The sequence below is a fragment of the Maribacter vaceletii genome (assembly GCF_003634105.1).
GTDB lineage: Bacteria > Bacteroidota > Bacteroidia > Flavobacteriales > Flavobacteriaceae > Maribacter_B > Maribacter_B vaceletii.
On sequence record NZ_RBIQ01000007.1, the window covers coordinates 1,232,127 to 1,251,660 of the forward strand.

The following is a 19,534-nucleotide window of genomic DNA, read 5'->3' on the forward strand; positions in this document are numbered from 1 at the left end:
AGTACAAAATTATGTATAGTTCTTAACAAAGAATTAATTGAATGTGACACTTAAAAACAGTAAATTTGATACAGGAAATTAATTAATAAAAATATAGAAATTATGGCTTTTGAACTACCAAAACTACCGTACGCTTATGATGCGTTAGAACCACATATTGATGCAAGAACTATGGAAATACACCATACTAAGCACCATAACGGGTATACAACTAAATTAAATGGTGCTATTGAGGGTACTGCTTTAGAAGGAAAATCTATTGATGCTATTCTAGCTACTTTAGATATGTCTAACGGAGCTGTAAGAAATAATGGCGGAGGTTTTTATAACCACTCATTATTTTGGGAAATACTTTCTCCAAATGGTGGAGGGGAACCTTCAGGAGAATTAGCAAGTGCAATAACTTCTGCATTTGGTTCTTTTGAAGAGTTTAAAAATAAATTTAGTAGTGCTGCTGGAACAAGATTTGGTTCTGGTTGGGCATGGCTTTGTGTGCATAAAGGTGGGAAAGTAGAAGTTTGTTCTACACCAAACCAAGACAACCCATTAATGCCAGAAACTGGTTGTGGTGGTTTTCCTATTTTAGGTTTAGATGTATGGGAACATGCTTACTACTTAAATTACCAAAACAGAAGACCAGATTACGTTAATGCATTTTTTAATGTAATTAATTGGGATAAAGTTTCTGCTTTATATGAAGCAAATAAATAAGATTTATTATAGGAACACTATAATAATCAGCTTAAAAGCCGCCTTGTTTAAAAAAACAAGGCGGCTTTTTTTGTAATAGAAAAGGGCGGAGAAGTCTCCACCCTTTTCGTCCCAAATCTTACCATAAACTTAACCTACTTATGCTATGGCGAAACTAAATTACTGGTATTGTGGGACATAAAAAAGTAATTTTAACAAATTTTTTTTGTCGGAATAGAACAAAATGAAGGATTTATCTTGTTAAATGTCTGGTTTTCAGCAATAAAAAAGGTAGAGCATTGCTCTACCTTTTTTCCCCAAATCTTACCATGAACTTAACCTACTTATGCTATGGTTCTCCAAAAGTAATGTAAAGGAGTATAGTTAAGAAAGGTATTAGACAAAGCAATCATATCTTTAGTTAAAGTGTTAGGATAAAGCTTTTGATGGTATAATTCTATAGTTTTTAGAGAAAGAGTGTTACTAGGAGTTGGGAATAGTATAAAAAAATAAAAGACGGAGCATTGCTCCGTCTTTTCCCCAAATCTTACCATGAACTTAACCTACTTATGCTATGGTTCTCCAAAAGTAATGTAAAGGAGTGTTGTTAAGAAAGGTATTAGACAAAGCAATCATATCTCTAGTTAAAGTGTTAGGATAAAGCTTTTGATGGTATAATTCTATAGTTTTTAGAGAAAGAGTGTTACTATGAATTGGGAATAGTATAAAAAATAAAAGACGGAGCATTGCTCCGTCTTTTCCCCAAATCTTACCATGAACTTAACCTACTTATGCTATGGTTCTCCAAAAGTAATGTAAAGAAGTATAGTTAAGAAAGGTATTAGATAAAGCAACCGTATCTTTAGTTAAACTACTACAGTAAGTTTTTTATCCGTTTTTTTGTATTGTTTTTAGTTTAATAAATAGGATAATCTAGGAATAGTGTAAAAAATAAAAGACGAAGCATTGCTCCGTCTTTACCCCAAATCTTACCATGAACTTAACCTACTTATGCTATGGCATCTCTAAAATAGTCTTGTGTACTACCTTAGAGGCTATATTGCCGTTGAAAAGTATGTTTTATCGATGAAATACACTATTGCATGCATTTCATCGATAAAACCTTTAATATGCTCTTTCGTTTTTTCCTTCATAGAAGTTAATAAAAGCTTTGTTAACTACTCTGTTACCTCCAGGAGTAGGATAATTGCCTGTAAAATACCAGTCCCCTAAGTTTTTTGGACAAGCTTCATGTAAACTTTCTATAGTTTGATATATTATTTCTACTTCGGCCTTTATTTCTGGTGGACTAAGAAGTTCTCCAATTTTCTTAGATATTTCTAAAGCAGTAAAAGGTGCATAAAATTCTTTTACATAATTTATTACATCTTTATCATCTGACGTTATTTGCAGCTTACACTTATTATAAATGTCTTCTACAATATTCATTGTATTGTTATCTTTATGTAATTCTAGGGCAGCTCTAAAAGCAATAAAATCTTCTAGTTTAGCCATATCTATACCATAACAATCTGGATATCGTATTTGCGGGGCAGAAGAAACAACTACAATTTTCCCAGGATTTAAACGATCTAGAATTCGTAAAATACTTTTTCTAAGTGTAGTTCCTCTAACAATACTATCATCTATAATTACAAGGTTATCCCCTTTTTTTACAGATCCATAAGATATATCATAAACATGAGCAACCAGATCATCTCTACTACTATCTTGGGTAATAAAGGTTCTTAGTTTGGCATCTTTAATAGCAACTTTTTCTATCCTAGGTCTTACTTTTAAAATTTCATGTAGTTCGTCACTTGTAATTGCACTTCCTAGAGCTAAAATTTGTTCTTCTTTCTTTTTATTTAGATAATTTTGAGCTTCTTTAACCATACCAAAGAAAGAAGTTTCAGCGGTATTTGGTATATATGAAAAAACAGAGTTCTTAATATCGTTATTGATAGATTTTAAGATTTGTGGAAATAATAGTTTCCCTAACTCTTTTCTCTCCTGGTATATTTCTTTGTCGCTACCTCTAGAAAAATATATACGTTCAAAAGAACAAGCCTTTCTTTCGGTAGGCTCTAAAATCGGTTTTATTGCAGATTCACCGCTTTTCTTTATAATTAATGCATGTCCGGGGTCTATTTCTTGTACAGACTCATAAGGAACATTAAATACGGTTTGTATTACGGGTCTTTCAGAAGCTACAACTACAACTTCATCATCCTTATAATAATAAGCAGGTCTTATTCCTCCCGGATCTCTAAGAACAAAAGCATCTCCATGGCCTAATAAACCAGCCATTGCATAACCGCCATCAAAATTCTTTGCAGCTCTTCTTAATATTTTAGAAACTTTTAAACGTTCCGCAATTAAAGGGGAAGCTTCTCTTTTTGTATAGCCTTCTTTTTTTACCTGTTTATATATTTTGGCAACGGCATCATCTAAAAAATGACCAATTTTTTCCATAACAGTAACGGTATCTGCCATTTCTTTAGGGTGTTGCCCAATATGTACAAGATTGTCAAAAAGCTCATTAACATTTGTCATGTTAAAGTTACCAGCAACAATTAAGTTACGGTGCATCCAATTGTTTTGTCTTAAAAAAGGGTGTACACTTTCTATACTATTTTTGCCAAAAGTACCATAGCGTACATGGCCTAATAATAATTCTCCTATATAAGGTATATTCTTTTTTTGTAAAGCAACATCATCTAAATACTCAGGATGTTCTTTAAAAGCGGTATTTATTCTTTGGTTTATTTGTGCAAAAATATCTTGTATGGGTTGTTGTTCTGCAGAACGCACTCTGCTCATGTAGCGCTCTCCAGGTTCCATATCTAATTTAATACTTGCCAAACCAGCACCATCTTGACCGCGATTGTGCTGTTTTTCCATCATTAAATACATTTTGTTTACACCATAAAATGCAGTGCCATACTTTTCTTTATAATATTCTAGGGGTTTTAGTAATCGTATTACAGAAATTCCACATTCGTGTTTAATGGCGTCACTCATTACGTTATTTTAGTATTAAAAAAGCCCCAAATAAGGGGCGTTAAATTATGTTAGTTTAATATCAAATTGTGTTAATGTCTTAAATTGATGAAGTCTTTTGTTTACTTCTTCTCGTTTTAAATCTTCCATTCTAGCAGTTCCAAATTTTTCTACAGAAAAAGATGCAAGGTTAGATCCGTGTATTACAGCATTTTTTAAATTAGAAAAACTTATGTTGTTAGTAGATGCTAAATAGCCCGAAAAACCACCAGCAAAAGTATCTCCTGCTCCGGTTGGATCAAAAACTTCTTCTAAAGGTAAAGCTGGAGCAAAGAAAATTTCATTATTATGAAATAATAGTGCACCGTGTTCTCCTTTTTTAATAACTACATATTTAGGTCCCATTTTATGAATAGCTGCAGCAGCTTTAACTAAAGAATATTCATTAGTTAATTGTCTTGCCTCTTCATCATTAATGGTGATTACATCAATCTCTTTTATAACTTCTTTTAATTCTTCAAGCGCATTATCCATCCAAAAATTCATAGTGTCTAACACTATAAGGTCTGGTTTTTTTTCCATTTGTTTAATAACACTCATTTGTACGCTAGGGTGTAAATTTCCTAGCATAACAACGTTTGCATCTTTAAAATTTTCTGGAACTACTGGATTAAAATCTGCTAAAACATTTAGTTCTGTTGTAATTGTATCTCTAGAATTAAGGTCATTATGGTATTTGCCTTCCCAGAAAAAGGTTTTTCCGCCTTTTACTATTTCTAAAGAAGAAAGGTCAATGTTTTTATTTTTAAGAAGATTTATGTATTCTTCAGGGAAATCTTCTCCTACAACAGAAACTATTGCAGATTCTACATCAAATTGAGATGCTGCTAAACCAATAAAAGTTGCAGCTCCCCCTAAAATCTTATCTGTTTTTCCAAAAGGAGTTTCAATAGCATCAAATGCAACAGTACCAACAATTAATAATTTACCCATTCTATTAAAAAAATTAAGCTACAAATATAATGCTTTGAAAAGGGAAAAAAGGAACCAGTGAATCAAAAAAGTAAAATTTCATCGATCCATAAGAATTTTTGTCGAAAAATAGGACTAGACCGTTATTTACGTCCAAAATCTGCTGGAATTTCTCCCCAAGCCTTGGTTTCCCATTTTACTATAGATGTAGTGTAGGAATTGGTTTGAAGCCAAGCAACAGCTCTGTCTACTAAAACAAAAAGCTCTTTGTTTTTATCGTTTTGTGCTAACTTGGTATTGCATTTTTTTTTACGAACCCAGCTCATTGCTGTTCTAGAATCTGTATAAAGTATACGGTCGCTGTTATGCTTTTTTAAATATGCTAAACCATGTACAAGCGCTAAAAATTCTCCTATATTATTGGTTCCTTGTTTAAAAGGACCTTGATGAAAGAGTCTTTTTCCAGATTTAGAATCTACTCCTTGGTATTCCATAATACCTGGGTTTCCACTAGAAGCAGCATCAACGGCAATAGAATTATAGTTAGGCAAACCATATTTTAAAAGTTCTTCTTTAGATAAAGATGCTTTTTTTGTTTTTTGCCCTTTATAGTCATTATAGCTACCATTATATGCTGTTTGCGCAGTTGCCAAAGACTCAAAAGATTTATATTGTGCTCCTTTATAACCAGTAATGGCGGCTTTACATTCTTTCCAAGAAGTATAAATTCCAGGTTTTAAACCTTGCCATACTACATAAAATTTTTTCTTTCCGGCCATTATGCTTCTAAAAGTAGTTTTTCTATTACTTTAGGAAAAAAAGTATATTCTAATTTATGAACTTTAGAAGCTATTTCCTCAATAGAATCTGACGGACTTAAAAGTGTTTTTTCTTGATGAATTATTGCTCCTTCATCATAATTTTCGTTCACAAAATGGATAGTAACACCTGTTTCTGACTCATTATTTTCTTTTACAGCAGTATGTACATTATTTCCAAACATACCTTTTCCACCATATTTTGGAAGTAGAGCAGGATGTATATTTATTATTTTATTTGGAAAATTTGCAATTAAATTAGAGGGCACTTTCCATAAAAAACCAGCCAAAACAATTAGGTCTGGTTTATGAGATTCTACAATTTTTAAAACGCAATCTGTTTTAGTAAAAGCCGTTCGATTAAAATATAAACAATTGATTTTTAGTCTATTGCATCTATCAATAACTTTGGCATCCCTTTTGTTAGTAAGTACACAGGCAATAGTAACGTTAGCGTTATTCTGAAAATACTGTATTATGTTTTCAACATTAGAACCAGAACCAGAAGCAAATAAAACAATATTTTTCATTAGGTAAAATAACGTTACTTTAATATAAAATTCTAGGGCTAAAATACCACACTTGTATTTAATTTTCTTAAATTACACTACATTTTAACGACAAATTGTGTTATTAAACCATAAGTTTTTTATTTTTGCCATCAATTTAAATTTTTAAAACCAATATTATTATGTCAGACATTGCATCAAGAGTAAAAGCTATCATCGTTGATAAATTAGGAGTTGATGAAAACGAAGTGGTAACGGAAGCTAGCTTTACTAATGACTTAGGAGCAGATTCACTAGATACTGTTGAGTTGATTATGGAGTTCGAAAAAGAATTCGATATTCAAATCCCTGATGATCAAGCTGAAAATATCGCAACAGTTGGCCAGGCCATAAGCTATATAGAAGAAGCGAAGTAATCTTATGATTTCTTAAAAAGTTTTTAAATTATCCATGCGGTAAATATGCTGCATGGATATTTTTTTTTAAATTTCAGTTTATTAAGTATTAACAAACACCAGGTTTAATGCAATTAAAAAGAGTTGTAGTTACTGGATTGGGTGCTTTAACACCTATAGGTAATAATATAGAGGAGTATTGGAATGCTTTAATCGAAGGTAAAAGTGGGTCTGCCCCAGTTACTTATTACGATACAGAAAAGTTTAAAACCAAATTTGCTTGTGAGTTAAAAGGGTATGACCCTTTAGATTACTTTGATAGAAAAGAAGCACGTAAATTAGATAGATTTGCGCAATATGCTTTAATTTCTTCCGATGAAGCAATTTTAGACGCTGGTCTAGATTTAGAAAAATTAGATAAATTTAGAGTAGGTGTTATTTGGGGAGCTGGTATTGGAGGTTTAGAAACTTTCCAGAATGAGGTAATGAATTTTGCCGAAGGAGATGGTACCCCAAGATTTAATCCTTTCTTTATTCCAAAAATGATTGCAGATATTGCTCCAGGTAATATCTCTATAAAGCATGGCTTTATGGGTGCTAATTATACTACTGTTTCTGCTTGTGCATCTTCTGCTAATGCTATGATAGATGCCATGAACAATATACGTTTAGGATATTCTGATGTTATAGTAACAGGAGGTAGTGAAGCAGCTGTAACTATTGCAGGTATGGGCGGTTTTGGTGCTATGCATGCTTTATCTAAAAGAAACGAAAGCCCAGAAACAGCATCAAGACCTTTTGATGCTACTAGAGATGGTTTTGTTCTTGGAGAAGGAGCAGGAGCTCTTATTCTAGAAGAATACGAGCATGCAAAAGCAAGAGGCGCAAAAATATATGCAGAAGTATTAGGTGGCGGCTTATCTAATGATGCATACCATATGACAGCCCCACACCCAGATGGTATAGGAGTTGTTCGCGTAATGCAAAATTGTTTACAAGATGCAGGTTTAAAACCAGAAGATGTAGATGCTATTAATACACACGGAACATCAACACCATTAGGAGATGTTGCAGAGTTAAAAGCAATTTCTAAAGTTTTTGGTGAACATGCCGAAAAAATAAATATTAATTCTACAAAGTCTATGACAGGTCATTTGTTAGGTGCTGCAGGAGCTATAGAAGCAATTGCATCTATCTTGGCAATGAAACACAGTATAGTACCGCCAACAATAAACCATACTACAGTAGATGAGAATATAGATCCAAAACTTAATTTAACATTAAACAAAGCTCAGAAAAGAGAAGTTAATGTTGCTTTAAGCAATACCTTTGGATTTGGAGGTCATAATGCTTGTGTTATTTTTAAAAAAATAAGCTAAGACTGCATGAGTTTCCCATACAATATATTTAATTCCCATTCTAAAGAGGATGGGAATTTTTTATTGGGAATAAAAGCTATATTAGGTTTTAAACCTAAAAATCTTCAGATATATAGAAAAGCATTTTTACACCGGTCTGTAAATATAAAAGATGCAGATGGCATTCCTATGAATTATGAAAGACTAGAGTTTTTAGGAGACTCTATGCTTGGAACTATTATTTCTATGTACTTATATAATGAAGTACCAGAAGGAGATGAGGGATACTTAACAAAAATGAGGTCTAAAATAGTAAGTAGGGAGCACCTTAACGAATTAGGAAAAGATTTAGGATTAATAAATTTTGTTGAGAGTAGAATCCCTAAATCCCATTTTGGAGACAATATACACGGTAATGTTTTTGAAGCCCTAGTAGGAGCCATTTATCTAGACCGCGGATATAAATACTGTGAAACTTTTATAACTAAAAAAGTTATAAACCCTTATGTAGATATAGAACAATTAGAAGGAAAAGTAATAAGTTATAAAAGCCTTATAATTGAGTGGTGCCAAAAGCAAAAAAAGTCATTTAAGTATAATGTCTATGAGGATACGGGTAATGACGAATTAAAACACTTTGCCGTAAAATTATCTATAGATAATACTATAGTCGCAAAAGCAAGAGCAACTTCTAAGAAAAAAGCCGAAGAAAGAGCATCAAAAAGGGCGTATTTTGCACTCCAAAACAAAATGAGTCACTCTTAAATTATTTTTTTTACATACTACAACGATATAGTTTACAATTTCACAATTTTATTGTAATTTCTTAACTAGGCAGATTGCTAATTAATCCTATATTTGCTTTTTATGGCCTATGGTTGCAGTACATAAAATTACGGAAGATTTTTATGAAGACAACTTCATACTAATTGCTTTGCATAGCAGTTTGCCAGACTATGCTCTAACATATGCTATAAATAGTTCTTTAAAAGCATCCTTTATAAGATCAAAAAAGGATTTAGATCTATCTAATATTATTTCTTTTCCTTTTTTTGAGTGGGAAGATGAAATTAATGATAGATATTGGACTTTAATTACAAATTCTAGTAGAAATAAAGAGAATATAATTACTGCAGATTTGTTTAAAGATGAGGTAACTTTTACAAGGCATTATTTAGTTCCTGAGCATAAGGAAATAGATTATTTTCTAAAAATAGAAGAGGAAGATGCATATATGGTAGAAGATCTTTTAAAAGCATTAACAACCATACCAAAAATAATTACAGCATATAAGATAGATGCTGAAAACTTAAAATCTAAGAACAACTTAATATTTTAACCATGTCAAGACAAAAGAAAACAAAAATAGTAGCAACCTTAGGCCCAGCAACAAGCAAAAAGGAAGTCTTAAGAGACATGATTAATACAGGTGTAGATGTCTTTAGAATTAACTTTTCTCATGCCGATTATGAAGATGTTACAGAGCGTGTTAAAATGATTAGAGAACTAAATGATGAATTAGGTTCTAACGTATCTATTTTAGGGGATTTACAAGGTCCTAAATTACGAGTAGGTGTAATGGCAGGAGAAGTTGTAGTTTCTCCAGGAGACGAAATTACATTTGTAACAGGAGAAGCATTTGAAGGTAACTCAGAGCGAGTTTATATGAACTACGCAAAATTTCCTGAAGATGTAAAAGCAGGAGAGCGTATTTTATTAGATGACGGAAAATTAATGTTCGAGGTAGTTTCTACTAATAAAAAAGATGAAGTAAAAGCTAAAGTAATACAAGGAGGTCCTTTAAAATCTAAAAAAGGAGTTAACTTACCTAATACAGATATTTCTTTACCAGCCTTAACAGAAAAAGATGTTAAAGATGCAATATTCGCTATTTCTCTAGAGGTAGATTGGATTGCACTTTCTTTTGTTCGTTTTAGTCAAGATTTAATAGATCTTCAAAATATAATAAAAGAACATTCAGAGCATAAAATTCCAATTATTGCTAAAATAGAAAAGCCAGAAGCGGTAGAAAATATTGATAAAATAGTTTCTTATTGTGATGGTTTAATGGTAGCTAGAGGAGATTTAGGAGTAGAGGTTCCAGCACATGAGGTTCCACTTATTCAAAAACAATTAGTATTACGAGCTAAAAGAGCTAGAATACCAGTAATTATAGCTACCCAAATGATGGAAACTATGATTACAAGCCTTACACCAACAAGAGCAGAGGTTAATGATGTTGCAAACTCTGTGATGGATGGTGCAGATGCCGTTATGCTTTCTGGAGAAACTTCTGTAGGTAATTACCCAGTACAGGTAATAGATAAAATGGCAAGTATTTTAGAAAGTGTAGAAGGGTCAGACCTTATTAAAGTACCACAAGAGCCGCCACATATTAAAACAAAAAGATACATTACAAAATCTGTTTGTTACCATGCATCTTTAATGGCAAATGAAATAAAAGCAAAAGCAATATCTACATTAACTAATAGTGGTTATACAGCTTTTCAAATATCAGCATGGAGACCAAGTGCTCATATTTTAGTATTTACATCAAACAAAAGAATACTAACCCAACTAAATTTACTTTGGGGAGTTAAAGCTTTTTACTACGATCGTTATGTTTCTACAGATGAAACCATAGAAGATGTAAATAAAATTGCTTGTCAAAAAGGGTTTTTAGAAGAAGGCGATATGTTAATTAGCCTTGCTGCAATGCCTATAAAAGATAAAGGAATGGTAAATACATTAAGAGTTACAGAAATAGATTCTTGTAATTTCTAAAAACAATAATTTATATTTTAAGCCCAAACATGAAAGTGTTTGGGCTTTTCTTTTTTATTGAGACGAGTAAGTTTTTAACTTGTCTAAGGACTAAAATTTTATAAAAAAGAAAAAACCTATGAAGTTTGAATTTTATGATCAAAAGTTAGGATCCATTTTTGGGTTAACAGATGATATTAAAAAAGACGCACAAAGATTTACAATAACTTCTGGGACAATTAATTTTTTATGGAATAGGAACGCAGAAGATTTAGAAATTTTAATTGATGGGCAAGCGCTAATCTTAAAACCTAACCAGCTAGCTACAACAACATATTTACAGCATATTTCTTATTCCATTACCAAACTACCACTAACCTCTTTTTTATTTAATAGAGAATTTTATTGTATTTCTGACCATGACGAAGAAGTTTCTTGTAATGGTATTTTGTTTTTTGGAACACAAGATTTGCCAATAATAACAATCCCTATAGAGCAAGAGCGCAAATTTAACACCCTATATGAGATTTTTGAAGACGAGTTTGCTACTCCAGATAAAATTCAAGGAGACATGCTTCAAATGCTTTTAAAGAGATTAATTATTATTTCTACAAGGTTGGCTAAAGAACAACTTATTGTAAAAAAGTTAGATAATGATCAGATAGACGTTATTCGTAAGTTTAATGTATTGGTAGACGCTCATTATAAAACTAAAAGAAAAGTTAGTGAATATGCAGAGCTACTTTTTAAAAGCCCTAAAACACTATCTAATTTGTTTGCATTATATAATCAAAAATCACCACAGCAAATTATTTTGGAGCGTGTTGCTCTAGAGGCAAAACGTTTAATAAACTTCACAGACAAACAAAATCAAGAAATAGCATATGAATTAGGGTTTAATGACCCTGCTCATTTTAGTAGCTTTTTTAAGAAAATGACCTCATTATCTCCTTCTAAATACCGAGAAACAAACGAAATTCTTCCATAAAGGAAATTTATACAAGTAGTCGGGAAATACGTAATAACAAAAAGGTTCTTTACTGTCGCATCTTTGTAGTGTAATTAAAAACAATACAAGATGAAAAATATACATAAGTCACTTTTTAATCTCATTGAGATTTTTGGAAACACCAATAGAGCAGAGGCTAAGACTATTAATTTAGAAAGTCATTGTGAGCAAAAACACCATCATGATTTTTATTGTGATGCGGAGAAACCATTTATATCCCTATAAACTAAATAGTAATACTAAATTTTCGTAATAACGGAAGTAAAAAATAATAATATGAGCAATTTTAATGTACCAAAAAGAGAAGAAGTAAGTGTTGCTAATCAAGCAATTTTTGACAACCTAGAAAATGCAGTTGGTTTTGTGCCAAACCTTTATGCAACCTATGCATATTCAGAAAATGCTTTAGGAAACTATTTAGCATTATCTAATGCAAAAACATCTTTATCAGCTAAAGAGAAAGAAGTTGTGAATTTAGCTGTAAGTCAAGTAAACGCTTGTACATACTGTCTTTCTGCACATACAGCAATAGGAAAAATGAACGGATTTACGGATGCTCAAATCTTAGAATTAAGAGCTGGTAAAGCTTCTTTTGATACCAAATTAAATGCGTTGGCTGCTTTAGCAAAAAATATTACAGAAAACCGAGGAGCAACAAGTTCTGCAGTAGTTGAAAACTTTTTTAATGCAGGCTGGACAAAAGAAAACTTAATAGATACAATAGTTTTAGTAGGGGATAAAACAATATCTAACTACTTACATAAAACAACAGATGTGCCTGTAGATTTTCCAGTAGCGCAAGATTTAGAAACAATAGAAGCATAATTAACATAAATAAGAATAAACTTTAAAAATTAAAATCATGAAAAAATTAATTGTATTAGCAGTATTAGCATTAGGAGTAACATTTTCTTCAAATGCACAAGACAAAATGATGAAAAAGGCGCAAAAAACCATTTCTTTAGAGCAAACAACTGGAGAATTTACACAAAAAGAAATTACAGTTTCTGAGGGAACGTATGTTTTTGAAATTGCAAATAATGCAGTGGGTCATGATGTTGGTTTTGTTTTAGTACAAAAAGGAAAAGACATTACTAAACCAGAAAATCATATACAAACAGCTTATGTTACAGAGGTTGTAGCAACAGGTAAAACTCAAAAATCTAAACCTACAACTTTGGCAAAAGGAGAGTACGTTTATTTCTGTCCTATGAATCCAACTTCAACGGATAATATTTTAACAGTTAAGTAGTTAAGTGTTTTGTTAAAAAAGCCTTTATGTTATTTAACATAGAGGCTTTTTTTATTAAAAATCAAACCGTAGTTGAATATCTATGGTTTTCTTTTTTTCTTTTTGTTTATCCTCGGTATTTAAATTAGCTAAAGAAATACCTAAAAGGCGAACCGAATTTTCTAATTTTTCTTGAAATAGTAGCTCTTTAGCGGTTTCAAAAATTAAATCTTTTTTTGAAATAAAATAGGGAAGTGTTTTACTTCTGGTTTGTAAACTAAAGTCGCTATATTTTATTTTAAGAGTTATTGTCTTTCCGGCTATTTTGGCTCTATCTAATCGCTTTTCCAGTTCAGTTGCAATATTATCTAAGCGTTCTAACATAAAAATTTCACTACTTAGATTTTCACTAAACGTACGTTCTGCTCCTAAAGATTTAGGAATTCTATGGGCTTTAACTTCACTGGTGTGAATACCACGGACAACATTATAATAATACGCTCCGCTTTTCCCAAAATTAGTTTTTAAAAATTCTAGGGATTTAGTTTTTAAATCTTTCCCAGTAAAAATACCTAGCTTATACATTTTTTGGGTAGTTACTTTTCCAACCCCATAAAACTTTCGGATCTCTAAATCTTCTAAAAACTGTATAACCTCTTCTGGGTTTACCGTTTTTTGACCATTGGGTTTATTAAAGTCACTTGCAACTTTGGCAATAAATTTATTAATAGAGATTCCAGCAGAGGCAGCCAAACCAAGCTCATTATAAATACGTTGTCTAATTTCTTTGGCAATTAAAGAGGCAGAAGGGTTTCCCTTTTTATTGGTAGTTACATCTAAATAAGCTTCATCTAATGAAAGTGGTTCTACCAAATCTGTGTAATCAAAAAAGATAGCTCTAATTTTTTGAGAAATTGCTTTATAACGATCATATCTTGGCTTTACAAAGGTAAGATGTGGACAATTTTTCTTTGCCATAAATCCGCTCATAGCACTACGAACACCAAATTTGCGAGCTTCATAATTAGCAGCAGAAACCACTCCTCTTATTTCATTACCGCCAACAGCTAAGGGTTTTCCTTTTAAGCTAGGATTATCTAATTCCTCTACAGATGCATAAAAGGCATCCATATCTACATGAATTATTTTTCGTAAAGGAAGTTTAGAGAGCATAAACAAATGTAAACTTTATATATTTTTACAAAAAGTAAAACAAGGCTTTAAATGATAGAAATAGAACGTAAATTTTTAGTTGTTTCGGAAGATTATAAAACAAATGCAAATACAAAAACGCGTATTGTTCAAGGTTTTTTAAATACGAACCCGGAACGTACAGTTCGTATTAGGATTAAAGGAGACAAAGGTTTTATTACTGTAAAAGGAAAAGGGAACAAAACAGGGGTTTCTAGGTTTGAATGGGAGAAGGAAATTGATTTAACTGAGGCAGAACAATTATTAAAAATAGCGGAACCTGGTAGTATAGATAAAATTAGATACGAAGTAAAAGTTGGTAATCATGTTTTTGAGGTGGATGAATTTTTTGGGGATAATAAAGGTTTGATAATAGCTGAGGTAGAGTTGTCTTCTGAAGATGAAATTTTTAAAAAACCAGAATGGCTAGGACAAGAAGTTTCTGGAATAACTAAATATTATAATTCGCAATTAAGTAAAGTGCCTTTTAAAAATTGGGTAGAGAAATAAGGTTCTCTTTAGCATATTTTTCTGTTGTAATACCTCTAATGTTGTTAATTATTAAATGTTCTAATAATACCATTATTTTGTGCTTCTAAGAGTAAATTATATACAGTTTTATTCACTGTTTTTTTCTAAATTTTGAAAATTCTCTATTAGCTTTAGGGTAATATTTTTGTAAGCCATATAAAAAAGAAGGACTAAAGGTTTTTAAATAATCTAACCCAACTCTATAAATTCCTATTACAGCAAGAATTGGATTAGAATTTTCTTTTTCAATACATTTATTAATGTCAATTTCTATTTTTTCTAGAAGTAAAATAAGGCTCTCATTAACTATAGCTTCTTTACCAGAAAATTTTTTATATATAGTTTTTTTAGAGATTCCCATTTCGCGAGCAAGCTCATCTAAAGTAAATTTTTTACTTCCAAATTTTGTAAATTTAGAAATTGCAAATTCTAAAAACTGACACTTATTTATCATGAATTTTATGATTAATAATTAGTTCCAACCGCCACCTAAAGATCTATATAGTTCTACAGTTGCAGATAATTGCGAGAACCTATTATTTATTAAATTTAATTCTGCATTTAAAGAGTTTTCTCTTGCGGTTAAAAGGTCTAAATAGGTTAAGTAGCCACTATTTAAGAGTTCTTCAGAGTTTTTCTCAGCTCTTTTTAATGCTACAACTTGTTTGGTGACAAAAACTTCTTTTTCTGCCAAAAGATTGTAATCATATAAAGCATCAGACACTTCTTTTCCAGCAGTTAAAAGCACTTTTTTAAAGTTTAATAAAGATTGTTCTTGTTGTGCTTGGGCTACTTCATAAGCAGTTCTTATTTTTCTACCATTAAATATAGGTTGTGTAAGTCCGCCAACTAAGTTTGCAAAAATTGAACTAGAATCTATCCAATTATCAAGCTCTAAGCTTTGCATGCCACCCTGTGCAGAAAGAGTAATAGAAGGGTAAAAATTACTTCTAGCAATATTTGTTAACTCAAAGCTATTTATTAAGTTATATTCTGCTTGTATTATATCTGGTCTATTTCTTAATAATAGCGCAGGTATCCCAAGTTGCATTTCATTTGTTAATTTTTGGTCATCTAAAGATCCACGAGCATATGCTTGTGGTTGCTCACTTAGAAGAATACTCAAAGTATTCTCTGTCTGGTATAGTAAATTTTTAAGATCTAATAACTGACTTTGAGCACTGTATAACTGCGCTGCGGTTTGATCTACACCAACCTGATTTTCTTGTCCTGCTTCTTTTAGAGCAGTAATAGTTTCTAAACTTTTAGAACGCGTTTCTATAGTTTCTTTAGTTACAGAAATTTGTTTATCTAAAGCTAATAATTGATAATAGGTAGTTGCTATTTGAGCTACTAAACTTGTTTTTACTGCTTTATGAGCAGCTAATGTTTGTAAGTAACTTGCATCACTAGCACGTTTTGTACTTCTTATTTTCCCCCATATATCTGCTTCCCAAGATAAAGTTCCAGACACTTCAAATTGATTGTATGGTTGTGTAAAAAGAGCACCAAACTGTCCGTTTTCACTATTTCTTGCTGTTCTTGTTGCAGAAGCAGCACCGTTTAAAGTTGGTAAATAACCAGCTTTTCCTTGTTTTACATAAGCTTGCGCTGCTGTAATATTTTGAACAGCAATACGAATATCTATGTTATTGTCTAACCCTTTTTGGATATAGGTTTTTAAATAGGAATCTGTAAATAGGTCTTTGTAAGATACTGATGCAAAAGATACACTGTCTTGTGACAGATTATCCGTTCTAAACAAATTTTCTGTTTCTACACTAGGCCTTTTGTATGTTTTTGCTGAAAAACAGGATTGTAGCAAAATTGAAAGTATGGCTACTAGTATAAGTTTATGTGATATTATTTTATTCATGATTTCTCTAATTCTTAGGTTCTTCAATTATTTCATGCGGAGCACCAGTTATACGTTCCTGTAGTGTTTGAAATATGACATACAGAGCAGGTATTACAAATACACCGAATATAGTACCAATTAACATACCTCCAACAGCACTCATACCAATAGATTGGTTACCAACAGCACCAATACCAGATGATAATGCCAATGGCATTAAACCAAGGATAAAAGCAAAAGAGGTCATTAAAATTGGTCTAAGTCTAGCTTTGGCACCGTCTATAGCAGAATCTAGAATAGACATGCCATGCTTTCTACGTTGTAAAGCAAATTCTACAATAAGAATAGCGTTTTTAGACAATAGACCAATAAGCATGATTAATGCAATTTGGAAATAGATGTTATTTTCTAATCCAGCAAAGCTTACAAAGCTAATAGCTCCTGCAATACCAATTGGTAACGATAATAGTATTGATAATGGTAAAATATATGATTCGTACTGTGCACTTAACAAGAAATAAACGAATACCAAACTCAACATAAATATGATGATGGTTTGGCTACCAGCACTATTTTCCTCTTTGGTAAGACCAGAATACTCATACGTGTAATTGTTAGGTAGCACTTCTGCAGTTACTTCTTCAATAGCGGCAATAGCATCACCGGTAGAATACCCAGGGTTCATTGCACCGTTGACCTTCACAGAACTTAATAGGTTAAACCTACTAACCACCTCAGGACCATATATTTTTTTTAAGGATACAAATTGAGATACCGCAACTGACTCTCCATTGGCATTGGTCACAAAAATATGATTCAATGAATTTTCATCTGCTCTATCCTCAGGTTTGGCTTGAATCATTACGCGATACTGCTTACCAAATTTGTTAAAATCTGTAGTGTATAGTCCGCCATAATAACCTTGCATTGCACTAAAGACATCAGTCACGGCTAAGCCAGCCATTTTGGTTTTCTCAACATCTACTTGTAATTCATATTGTGGGAAATTAGCGTTGAAATTTGTTATGGCATATTGTACTTCTGGCCTTGCATTTAATGCAGCTAGGAATTCTCCAGTTACTTTATTTACTGTCTGCCAATCATCGGCACCTTTACTCTGTAGGTTCATTTCAAAACCGGTAGAGTTACCAAAACCTCTAACACTTGGCGGTGTAAAGAAGAATATTTTAGCATCTTTTAAACCTGCGGTTTTAGCGAAAAGACTACCTACAACTTCACTAACAGATTCGCCTTCACCTTCTCTTTCTGCCCAGTTTTTAAGTCTAAGTACAGAGAAACCATAAGAACCACCGTTAACACTATTCAAAATACTAAAACCTGTAATGTTCATTCTAGCTTCTATAATATCCATAGATTGATAAATTGAATCTAGTTTTTTCACGGTCTTTTGCGTTTGTTCTAATGTTGTACCTGGCGGCATAGTAACATCGGCAAAAATTAGACCTTGATCTTCATTAGGAATAAACCCTGTTGGGGTAGATCTAAATAACATCACTGCAATTGCAGCAAATAGGATAAGAGACACCCATGTTAGCCATTTTCTTTTGGCTATGAATTTTACAGAACCAACATATTTATCTGTCATGGCATTAAAACCAGTATTAAAAGCAGAAAAGAAACGTTTTGTAATTCCTTTTTTATGTTCTTCGGATGGATTATGGGGTTTTAATAAAAGCGCTGCCAAAGCAGGACTTAACGTTAATGCATTCACTGCGGAAATTAGAATCGCGATTGCTAATGTAATACCAAATTGTTGGTAAAATACTCCAGAGGAACCACTAATAAATGACACAGGAATAAATACAGCAGACATTACCAAGGTAATTGAGATAATTGCTCCTGAAATTTCTGACATAGCAGATTTTGTTGCCTTTTTTGCATTAGTTGCGCCTTCTTCCATTTTGGCATGTACGGCTTCAACTACTACAATAGCATCATCGACCACAATACCAATGGCTAAAATCATTGCAAATAATGTTAGCATGTTAATGGAGTACCCAAATAAGGATAAGAAAAAGAATGTACCAACAATAGCCACAGGTACTGCAATAGCAGGAATCAATGTAGATCTAAAATCTTGTAAGAATATGAATACTACTAAGAAAACTAATAAAAAAGCTTCAATTAAAGTCTGTACTACATGATCAATAGAAGCACTCAAGAAATCTTTAGTATTATAGGGAATTACATAATCTAATCCTTTTGGGAAATCGGTCTTACTATCTTCAAGTATCGTTTGTATTTCATCAATAATAGCATTTGCATTAGATCCAGAAGTTTGAAAGATCCCAACAGCAGTGCCTGGTTTACCCATACCTTCGTTCTTCGTACCATAATTAAAAGCACCTAATTCTATTTCGGCTACATCTTTAAGTCTTAAAAACTGTCCGTTTTCTTGCGCTCTAATGATAATGTCTTCATATTCTGCTTCTTCAGCAAGGCGACCTTTATACTTTAGTACATACTCATATACACCATCTGCATTTTCTCCAATTTTACCAGTTGCAGCTTCTAGGTTTTGTTCGTTTAATGCTGCTTGTATATCTGAAGGCATTAATTTGTAAGCAGCCATTTTTTCAGGGTTAAGCCATATACGCATAGAATAGTCTTTTGCGCCAAAAACAGTTACATTCCCCACGCCTTCAATACGTTGTAATTTTGGTACGATGTTAATTCTTGCATAGTTTTCTACAAACGTGGCATCGTATTCATCATTATCAGAGAATAATGAGAAGAAAAGTAACGCACTAGTTTGTGATTTTTGTGTAATAACCCCTGTTTGTACAACCGTTTGTGGCAATACACTGTTTGCTCTTGCAACTCTATTCTGTACGTTTACCGCAGCAATATCTGGATCTGTGCCTAATTTAAAAAATACATTTATAGTAGAAGCACCGTCGTTACTCGCGTTAGAGGTCATGTACAACATGTTTTCTACACCATTAATCTGTTCCTCTAACGGAATAACAACACTATTTAATACAGTTTCTGCATTTGCACCAGTATATGTACTCGTAACCTGTACTGTTGGAGGTGCTATTTCTGGATATTGTTCTACGGGTAAGGTGGTTAAACCTAATACACCTAGAATAACTATGATAATCGATATAACCGTAGATAATACGGGACGATCTATAAACCTTTGAAACATTGTTCTTTATTTATGTATTATAAAATATTTGCGG

19 protein-coding genes are annotated in these 19,534 nt (G+C 32.2%); 11 read left to right on the forward strand and 8 right to left on the reverse strand.

The features are described 5' to 3' along the window. The first annotated feature begins 102 nt into the window (after positions 1-102). Positions 103-711, forward strand: a complete 609-nt coding sequence (locus CLV91_RS04985) for a superoxide dismutase (protein ID WP_121064566.1) — start codon at positions 103-105, stop codon at positions 709-711. 1,104 nt (positions 712-1,815) lie between these two features. Here the strand turns inward: CLV91_RS04985 and CLV91_RS04995 are convergent. From CLV91_RS04995 to purN, 4 genes are all read right to left on the reverse strand, one after another. After that, positions 1,816-3,714, reverse strand: a complete 1,899-nt coding sequence (locus CLV91_RS04995) for an amidophosphoribosyltransferase (protein WP_121064570.1) — start codon at positions 3,712-3,714, stop codon at positions 1,816-1,818. 45 nt (positions 3,715-3,759) lie between these two features. Further along, on the reverse strand, positions 3,760-4,686 hold the full coding sequence (locus CLV91_RS05000) for a PfkB family carbohydrate kinase (protein ID WP_121064572.1): 927 nt from the start codon (positions 4,684-4,686) through the stop codon (positions 3,760-3,762). Positions 4,687-4,808: 122 nt separating this feature from the next. Continuing rightward, positions 4,809-5,444 (reverse strand): ribonuclease H1 domain-containing protein, encoded by a 636-nt coding sequence (locus CLV91_RS05005; protein ID WP_121064574.1) that lies wholly within the window; start codon positions 5,442-5,444, stop codon positions 4,809-4,811. Then, on the reverse strand, positions 5,444-6,013 hold the full coding sequence (gene purN, locus CLV91_RS05010) for a phosphoribosylglycinamide formyltransferase (protein WP_121064576.1): 570 nt from the start codon (positions 6,011-6,013) through the stop codon (positions 5,444-5,446). Before purN ends, CLV91_RS05005 begins: the two co-directional genes overlap by 1 nt. 161 nt (positions 6,014-6,174) lie before the next feature. On the opposite strand from purN, the gene CLV91_RS05015 reads away from it, so the two are divergent. The 9 genes from CLV91_RS05015 (at position 6,175) to CLV91_RS05050 (ending at position 12,769) form a co-directional block, all read left to right on the forward strand. Beyond that, entirely contained in the window at positions 6,175-6,408 is a 234-nt protein-coding gene (locus CLV91_RS05015) for an acyl carrier protein (RefSeq protein ID WP_008269813.1), read from the forward strand. Between the two features lie 107 nt (positions 6,409-6,515). Further along, on the forward strand, positions 6,516-7,766 hold the full coding sequence (fabF, locus tag CLV91_RS05020) for a beta-ketoacyl-ACP synthase II (protein ID WP_121064578.1): 1,251 nt from the start codon (positions 6,516-6,518) through the stop codon (positions 7,764-7,766). Positions 7,767-7,772: 6 nt separating this feature from the next. Then, positions 7,773-8,510 carry a ribonuclease III gene (gene rnc / locus CLV91_RS05025; protein WP_121064580.1) on the forward strand — a complete coding sequence of 246 codons (738 nt, stop codon included), beginning with the start codon at positions 7,773-7,775 and terminating at the stop codon, positions 8,508-8,510. Positions 8,511-8,619: 109 nt separating this feature from the next. Then, a complete protein-coding gene (locus CLV91_RS05030; protein WP_121064582.1) occupies positions 8,620-9,084 on the forward strand; it encodes an IPExxxVDY family protein in 465 nt (154 codons plus the stop codon). A 2-nt stretch (positions 9,085-9,086) separates the two neighbouring features. After that, entirely contained in the window at positions 9,087-10,529 is a 1,443-nt protein-coding gene (gene pyk, locus CLV91_RS05035) for a pyruvate kinase (RefSeq protein ID WP_121064584.1), read from the forward strand. A gap of 118 nt (positions 10,530-10,647) precedes the next feature. Beyond that, positions 10,648-11,496, forward strand: a complete 849-nt coding sequence (locus CLV91_RS05040; RefSeq protein ID WP_121064586.1) for a helix-turn-helix domain-containing protein — start codon at positions 10,648-10,650, stop codon at positions 11,494-11,496. A 90-nt stretch (positions 11,497-11,586) separates the two neighbouring features. Continuing rightward, a complete protein-coding gene (locus CLV91_RS16800) occupies positions 11,587-11,742 on the forward strand; it encodes a hypothetical protein (RefSeq protein WP_170146700.1) in 156 nt (51 codons plus the stop codon). 51 nt (positions 11,743-11,793) lie between these two features. Beyond that, positions 11,794-12,342, forward strand: a complete 549-nt coding sequence (locus tag CLV91_RS05045) for a carboxymuconolactone decarboxylase family protein (protein ID WP_121064588.1) — start codon at positions 11,794-11,796, stop codon at positions 12,340-12,342. Between the two features lie 37 nt (positions 12,343-12,379). Beyond that, the gene (locus CLV91_RS05050; RefSeq protein WP_121064590.1) at positions 12,380-12,769 is read left to right on the forward strand and encodes a cupredoxin domain-containing protein; all 390 of its coding nucleotides are present in this window, start codon (positions 12,380-12,382) and stop codon (positions 12,767-12,769) included. 54 nt (positions 12,770-12,823) lie between these two features. Here the strand turns inward: CLV91_RS05050 and dinB are convergent, their stop codons facing one another. Further along, the gene (gene dinB / locus CLV91_RS05055) at positions 12,824-13,921 is read right to left on the reverse strand and encodes a DNA polymerase IV (RefSeq protein ID WP_121064592.1); all 1,098 of its coding nucleotides are present in this window, start codon (positions 13,919-13,921) and stop codon (positions 12,824-12,826) included. Positions 13,922-13,972: 51 nt separating this feature from the next. Here dinB and CLV91_RS05060 point away from each other — a divergent pair, with 51 nt between their 5' ends. Then, the gene (locus CLV91_RS05060; RefSeq protein ID WP_121064594.1) at positions 13,973-14,449 is read left to right on the forward strand and encodes a CYTH domain-containing protein; all 477 of its coding nucleotides are present in this window, start codon (positions 13,973-13,975) and stop codon (positions 14,447-14,449) included. Positions 14,450-14,561: 112 nt separating this feature from the next. Here the strand turns inward: CLV91_RS05060 and CLV91_RS05065 are convergent, their stop codons facing one another. From CLV91_RS05065 to CLV91_RS05075, 3 genes are read right to left on the reverse strand one after another with little or no spacing between them, the layout of a single operon-like run. Then, positions 14,562-14,924, reverse strand: a complete 363-nt coding sequence (locus tag CLV91_RS05065) for a TetR/AcrR family transcriptional regulator (RefSeq protein WP_121064596.1) — start codon at positions 14,922-14,924, stop codon at positions 14,562-14,564. 18 nt (positions 14,925-14,942) lie between these two features. Further along, positions 14,943-16,346 (reverse strand): TolC family protein, encoded by a 1,404-nt coding sequence (locus tag CLV91_RS05070; protein ID WP_121064598.1) that lies wholly within the window; start codon positions 16,344-16,346, stop codon positions 14,943-14,945. Positions 16,347-16,353: 7 nt separating this feature from the next. After that, the gene (locus tag CLV91_RS05075) at positions 16,354-19,500 is read right to left on the reverse strand and encodes an efflux RND transporter permease subunit (protein ID WP_121064600.1); all 3,147 of its coding nucleotides are present in this window, start codon (positions 19,498-19,500) and stop codon (positions 16,354-16,356) included. Positions 19,501-19,534: the final 34 nt, after the last annotated feature.

Coding starts and splice junctions, on each gene's coding strand:
- CLV91_RS04985 (WP_121064566.1), top strand. CDS start 103: ATGGCTTTTGAACTACCAAAACTACCGTACGCTTATGATGCGTTAGAA.
- CLV91_RS04995 (WP_121064570.1), bottom strand. CDS start 3,714: ATGAGTGACGCCATTAAACACGAATGTGGAATTTCTGTAATACGATTA.
- CLV91_RS05000 (WP_121064572.1), bottom strand. CDS start 4,686: ATGGGTAAATTATTAATTGTTGGTACTGTTGCATTTGATGCTATTGAA.
- CLV91_RS05005 (WP_121064574.1), bottom strand. CDS start 5,444: ATGGCCGGAAAGAAAAAATTTTATGTAGTATGGCAAGGTTTAAAACCT.
- purN (WP_121064576.1), bottom strand. CDS start 6,013: ATGAAAAATATTGTTTTATTTGCTTCTGGTTCTGGTTCTAATGTTGAA.
- CLV91_RS05015 (WP_008269813.1), top strand. CDS start 6,175: ATGTCAGACATTGCATCAAGAGTAAAAGCTATCATCGTTGATAAATTA.
- fabF (WP_121064578.1), top strand. CDS start 6,516: ATGCAATTAAAAAGAGTTGTAGTTACTGGATTGGGTGCTTTAACACCT.
- rnc (WP_121064580.1), top strand. CDS start 7,773: ATGAGTTTCCCATACAATATATTTAATTCCCATTCTAAAGAGGATGGG.
- CLV91_RS05030 (WP_121064582.1), top strand. CDS start 8,620: ATGGTTGCAGTACATAAAATTACGGAAGATTTTTATGAAGACAACTTC.
- pyk (WP_121064584.1), top strand. CDS start 9,087: ATGTCAAGACAAAAGAAAACAAAAATAGTAGCAACCTTAGGCCCAGCA.
- CLV91_RS05040 (WP_121064586.1), top strand. CDS start 10,648: ATGAAGTTTGAATTTTATGATCAAAAGTTAGGATCCATTTTTGGGTTA.
- CLV91_RS16800 (WP_170146700.1), top strand. CDS start 11,587: ATGAAAAATATACATAAGTCACTTTTTAATCTCATTGAGATTTTTGGA.
- CLV91_RS05045 (WP_121064588.1), top strand. CDS start 11,794: ATGAGCAATTTTAATGTACCAAAAAGAGAAGAAGTAAGTGTTGCTAAT.
- CLV91_RS05050 (WP_121064590.1), top strand. CDS start 12,380: ATGAAAAAATTAATTGTATTAGCAGTATTAGCATTAGGAGTAACATTT.
- dinB (WP_121064592.1), bottom strand. CDS start 13,921: ATGCTCTCTAAACTTCCTTTACGAAAAATAATTCATGTAGATATGGAT.
- CLV91_RS05060 (WP_121064594.1), top strand. CDS start 13,973: ATGATAGAAATAGAACGTAAATTTTTAGTTGTTTCGGAAGATTATAAA.
- CLV91_RS05065 (WP_121064596.1), bottom strand. CDS start 14,924: ATGATAAATAAGTGTCAGTTTTTAGAATTTGCAATTTCTAAATTTACA.
- CLV91_RS05070 (WP_121064598.1), bottom strand. CDS start 16,346: ATGAATAAAATAATATCACATAAACTTATACTAGTAGCCATACTTTCA.
- CLV91_RS05075 (WP_121064600.1), bottom strand. CDS start 19,500: ATGTTTCAAAGGTTTATAGATCGTCCCGTATTATCTACGGTTATATCG.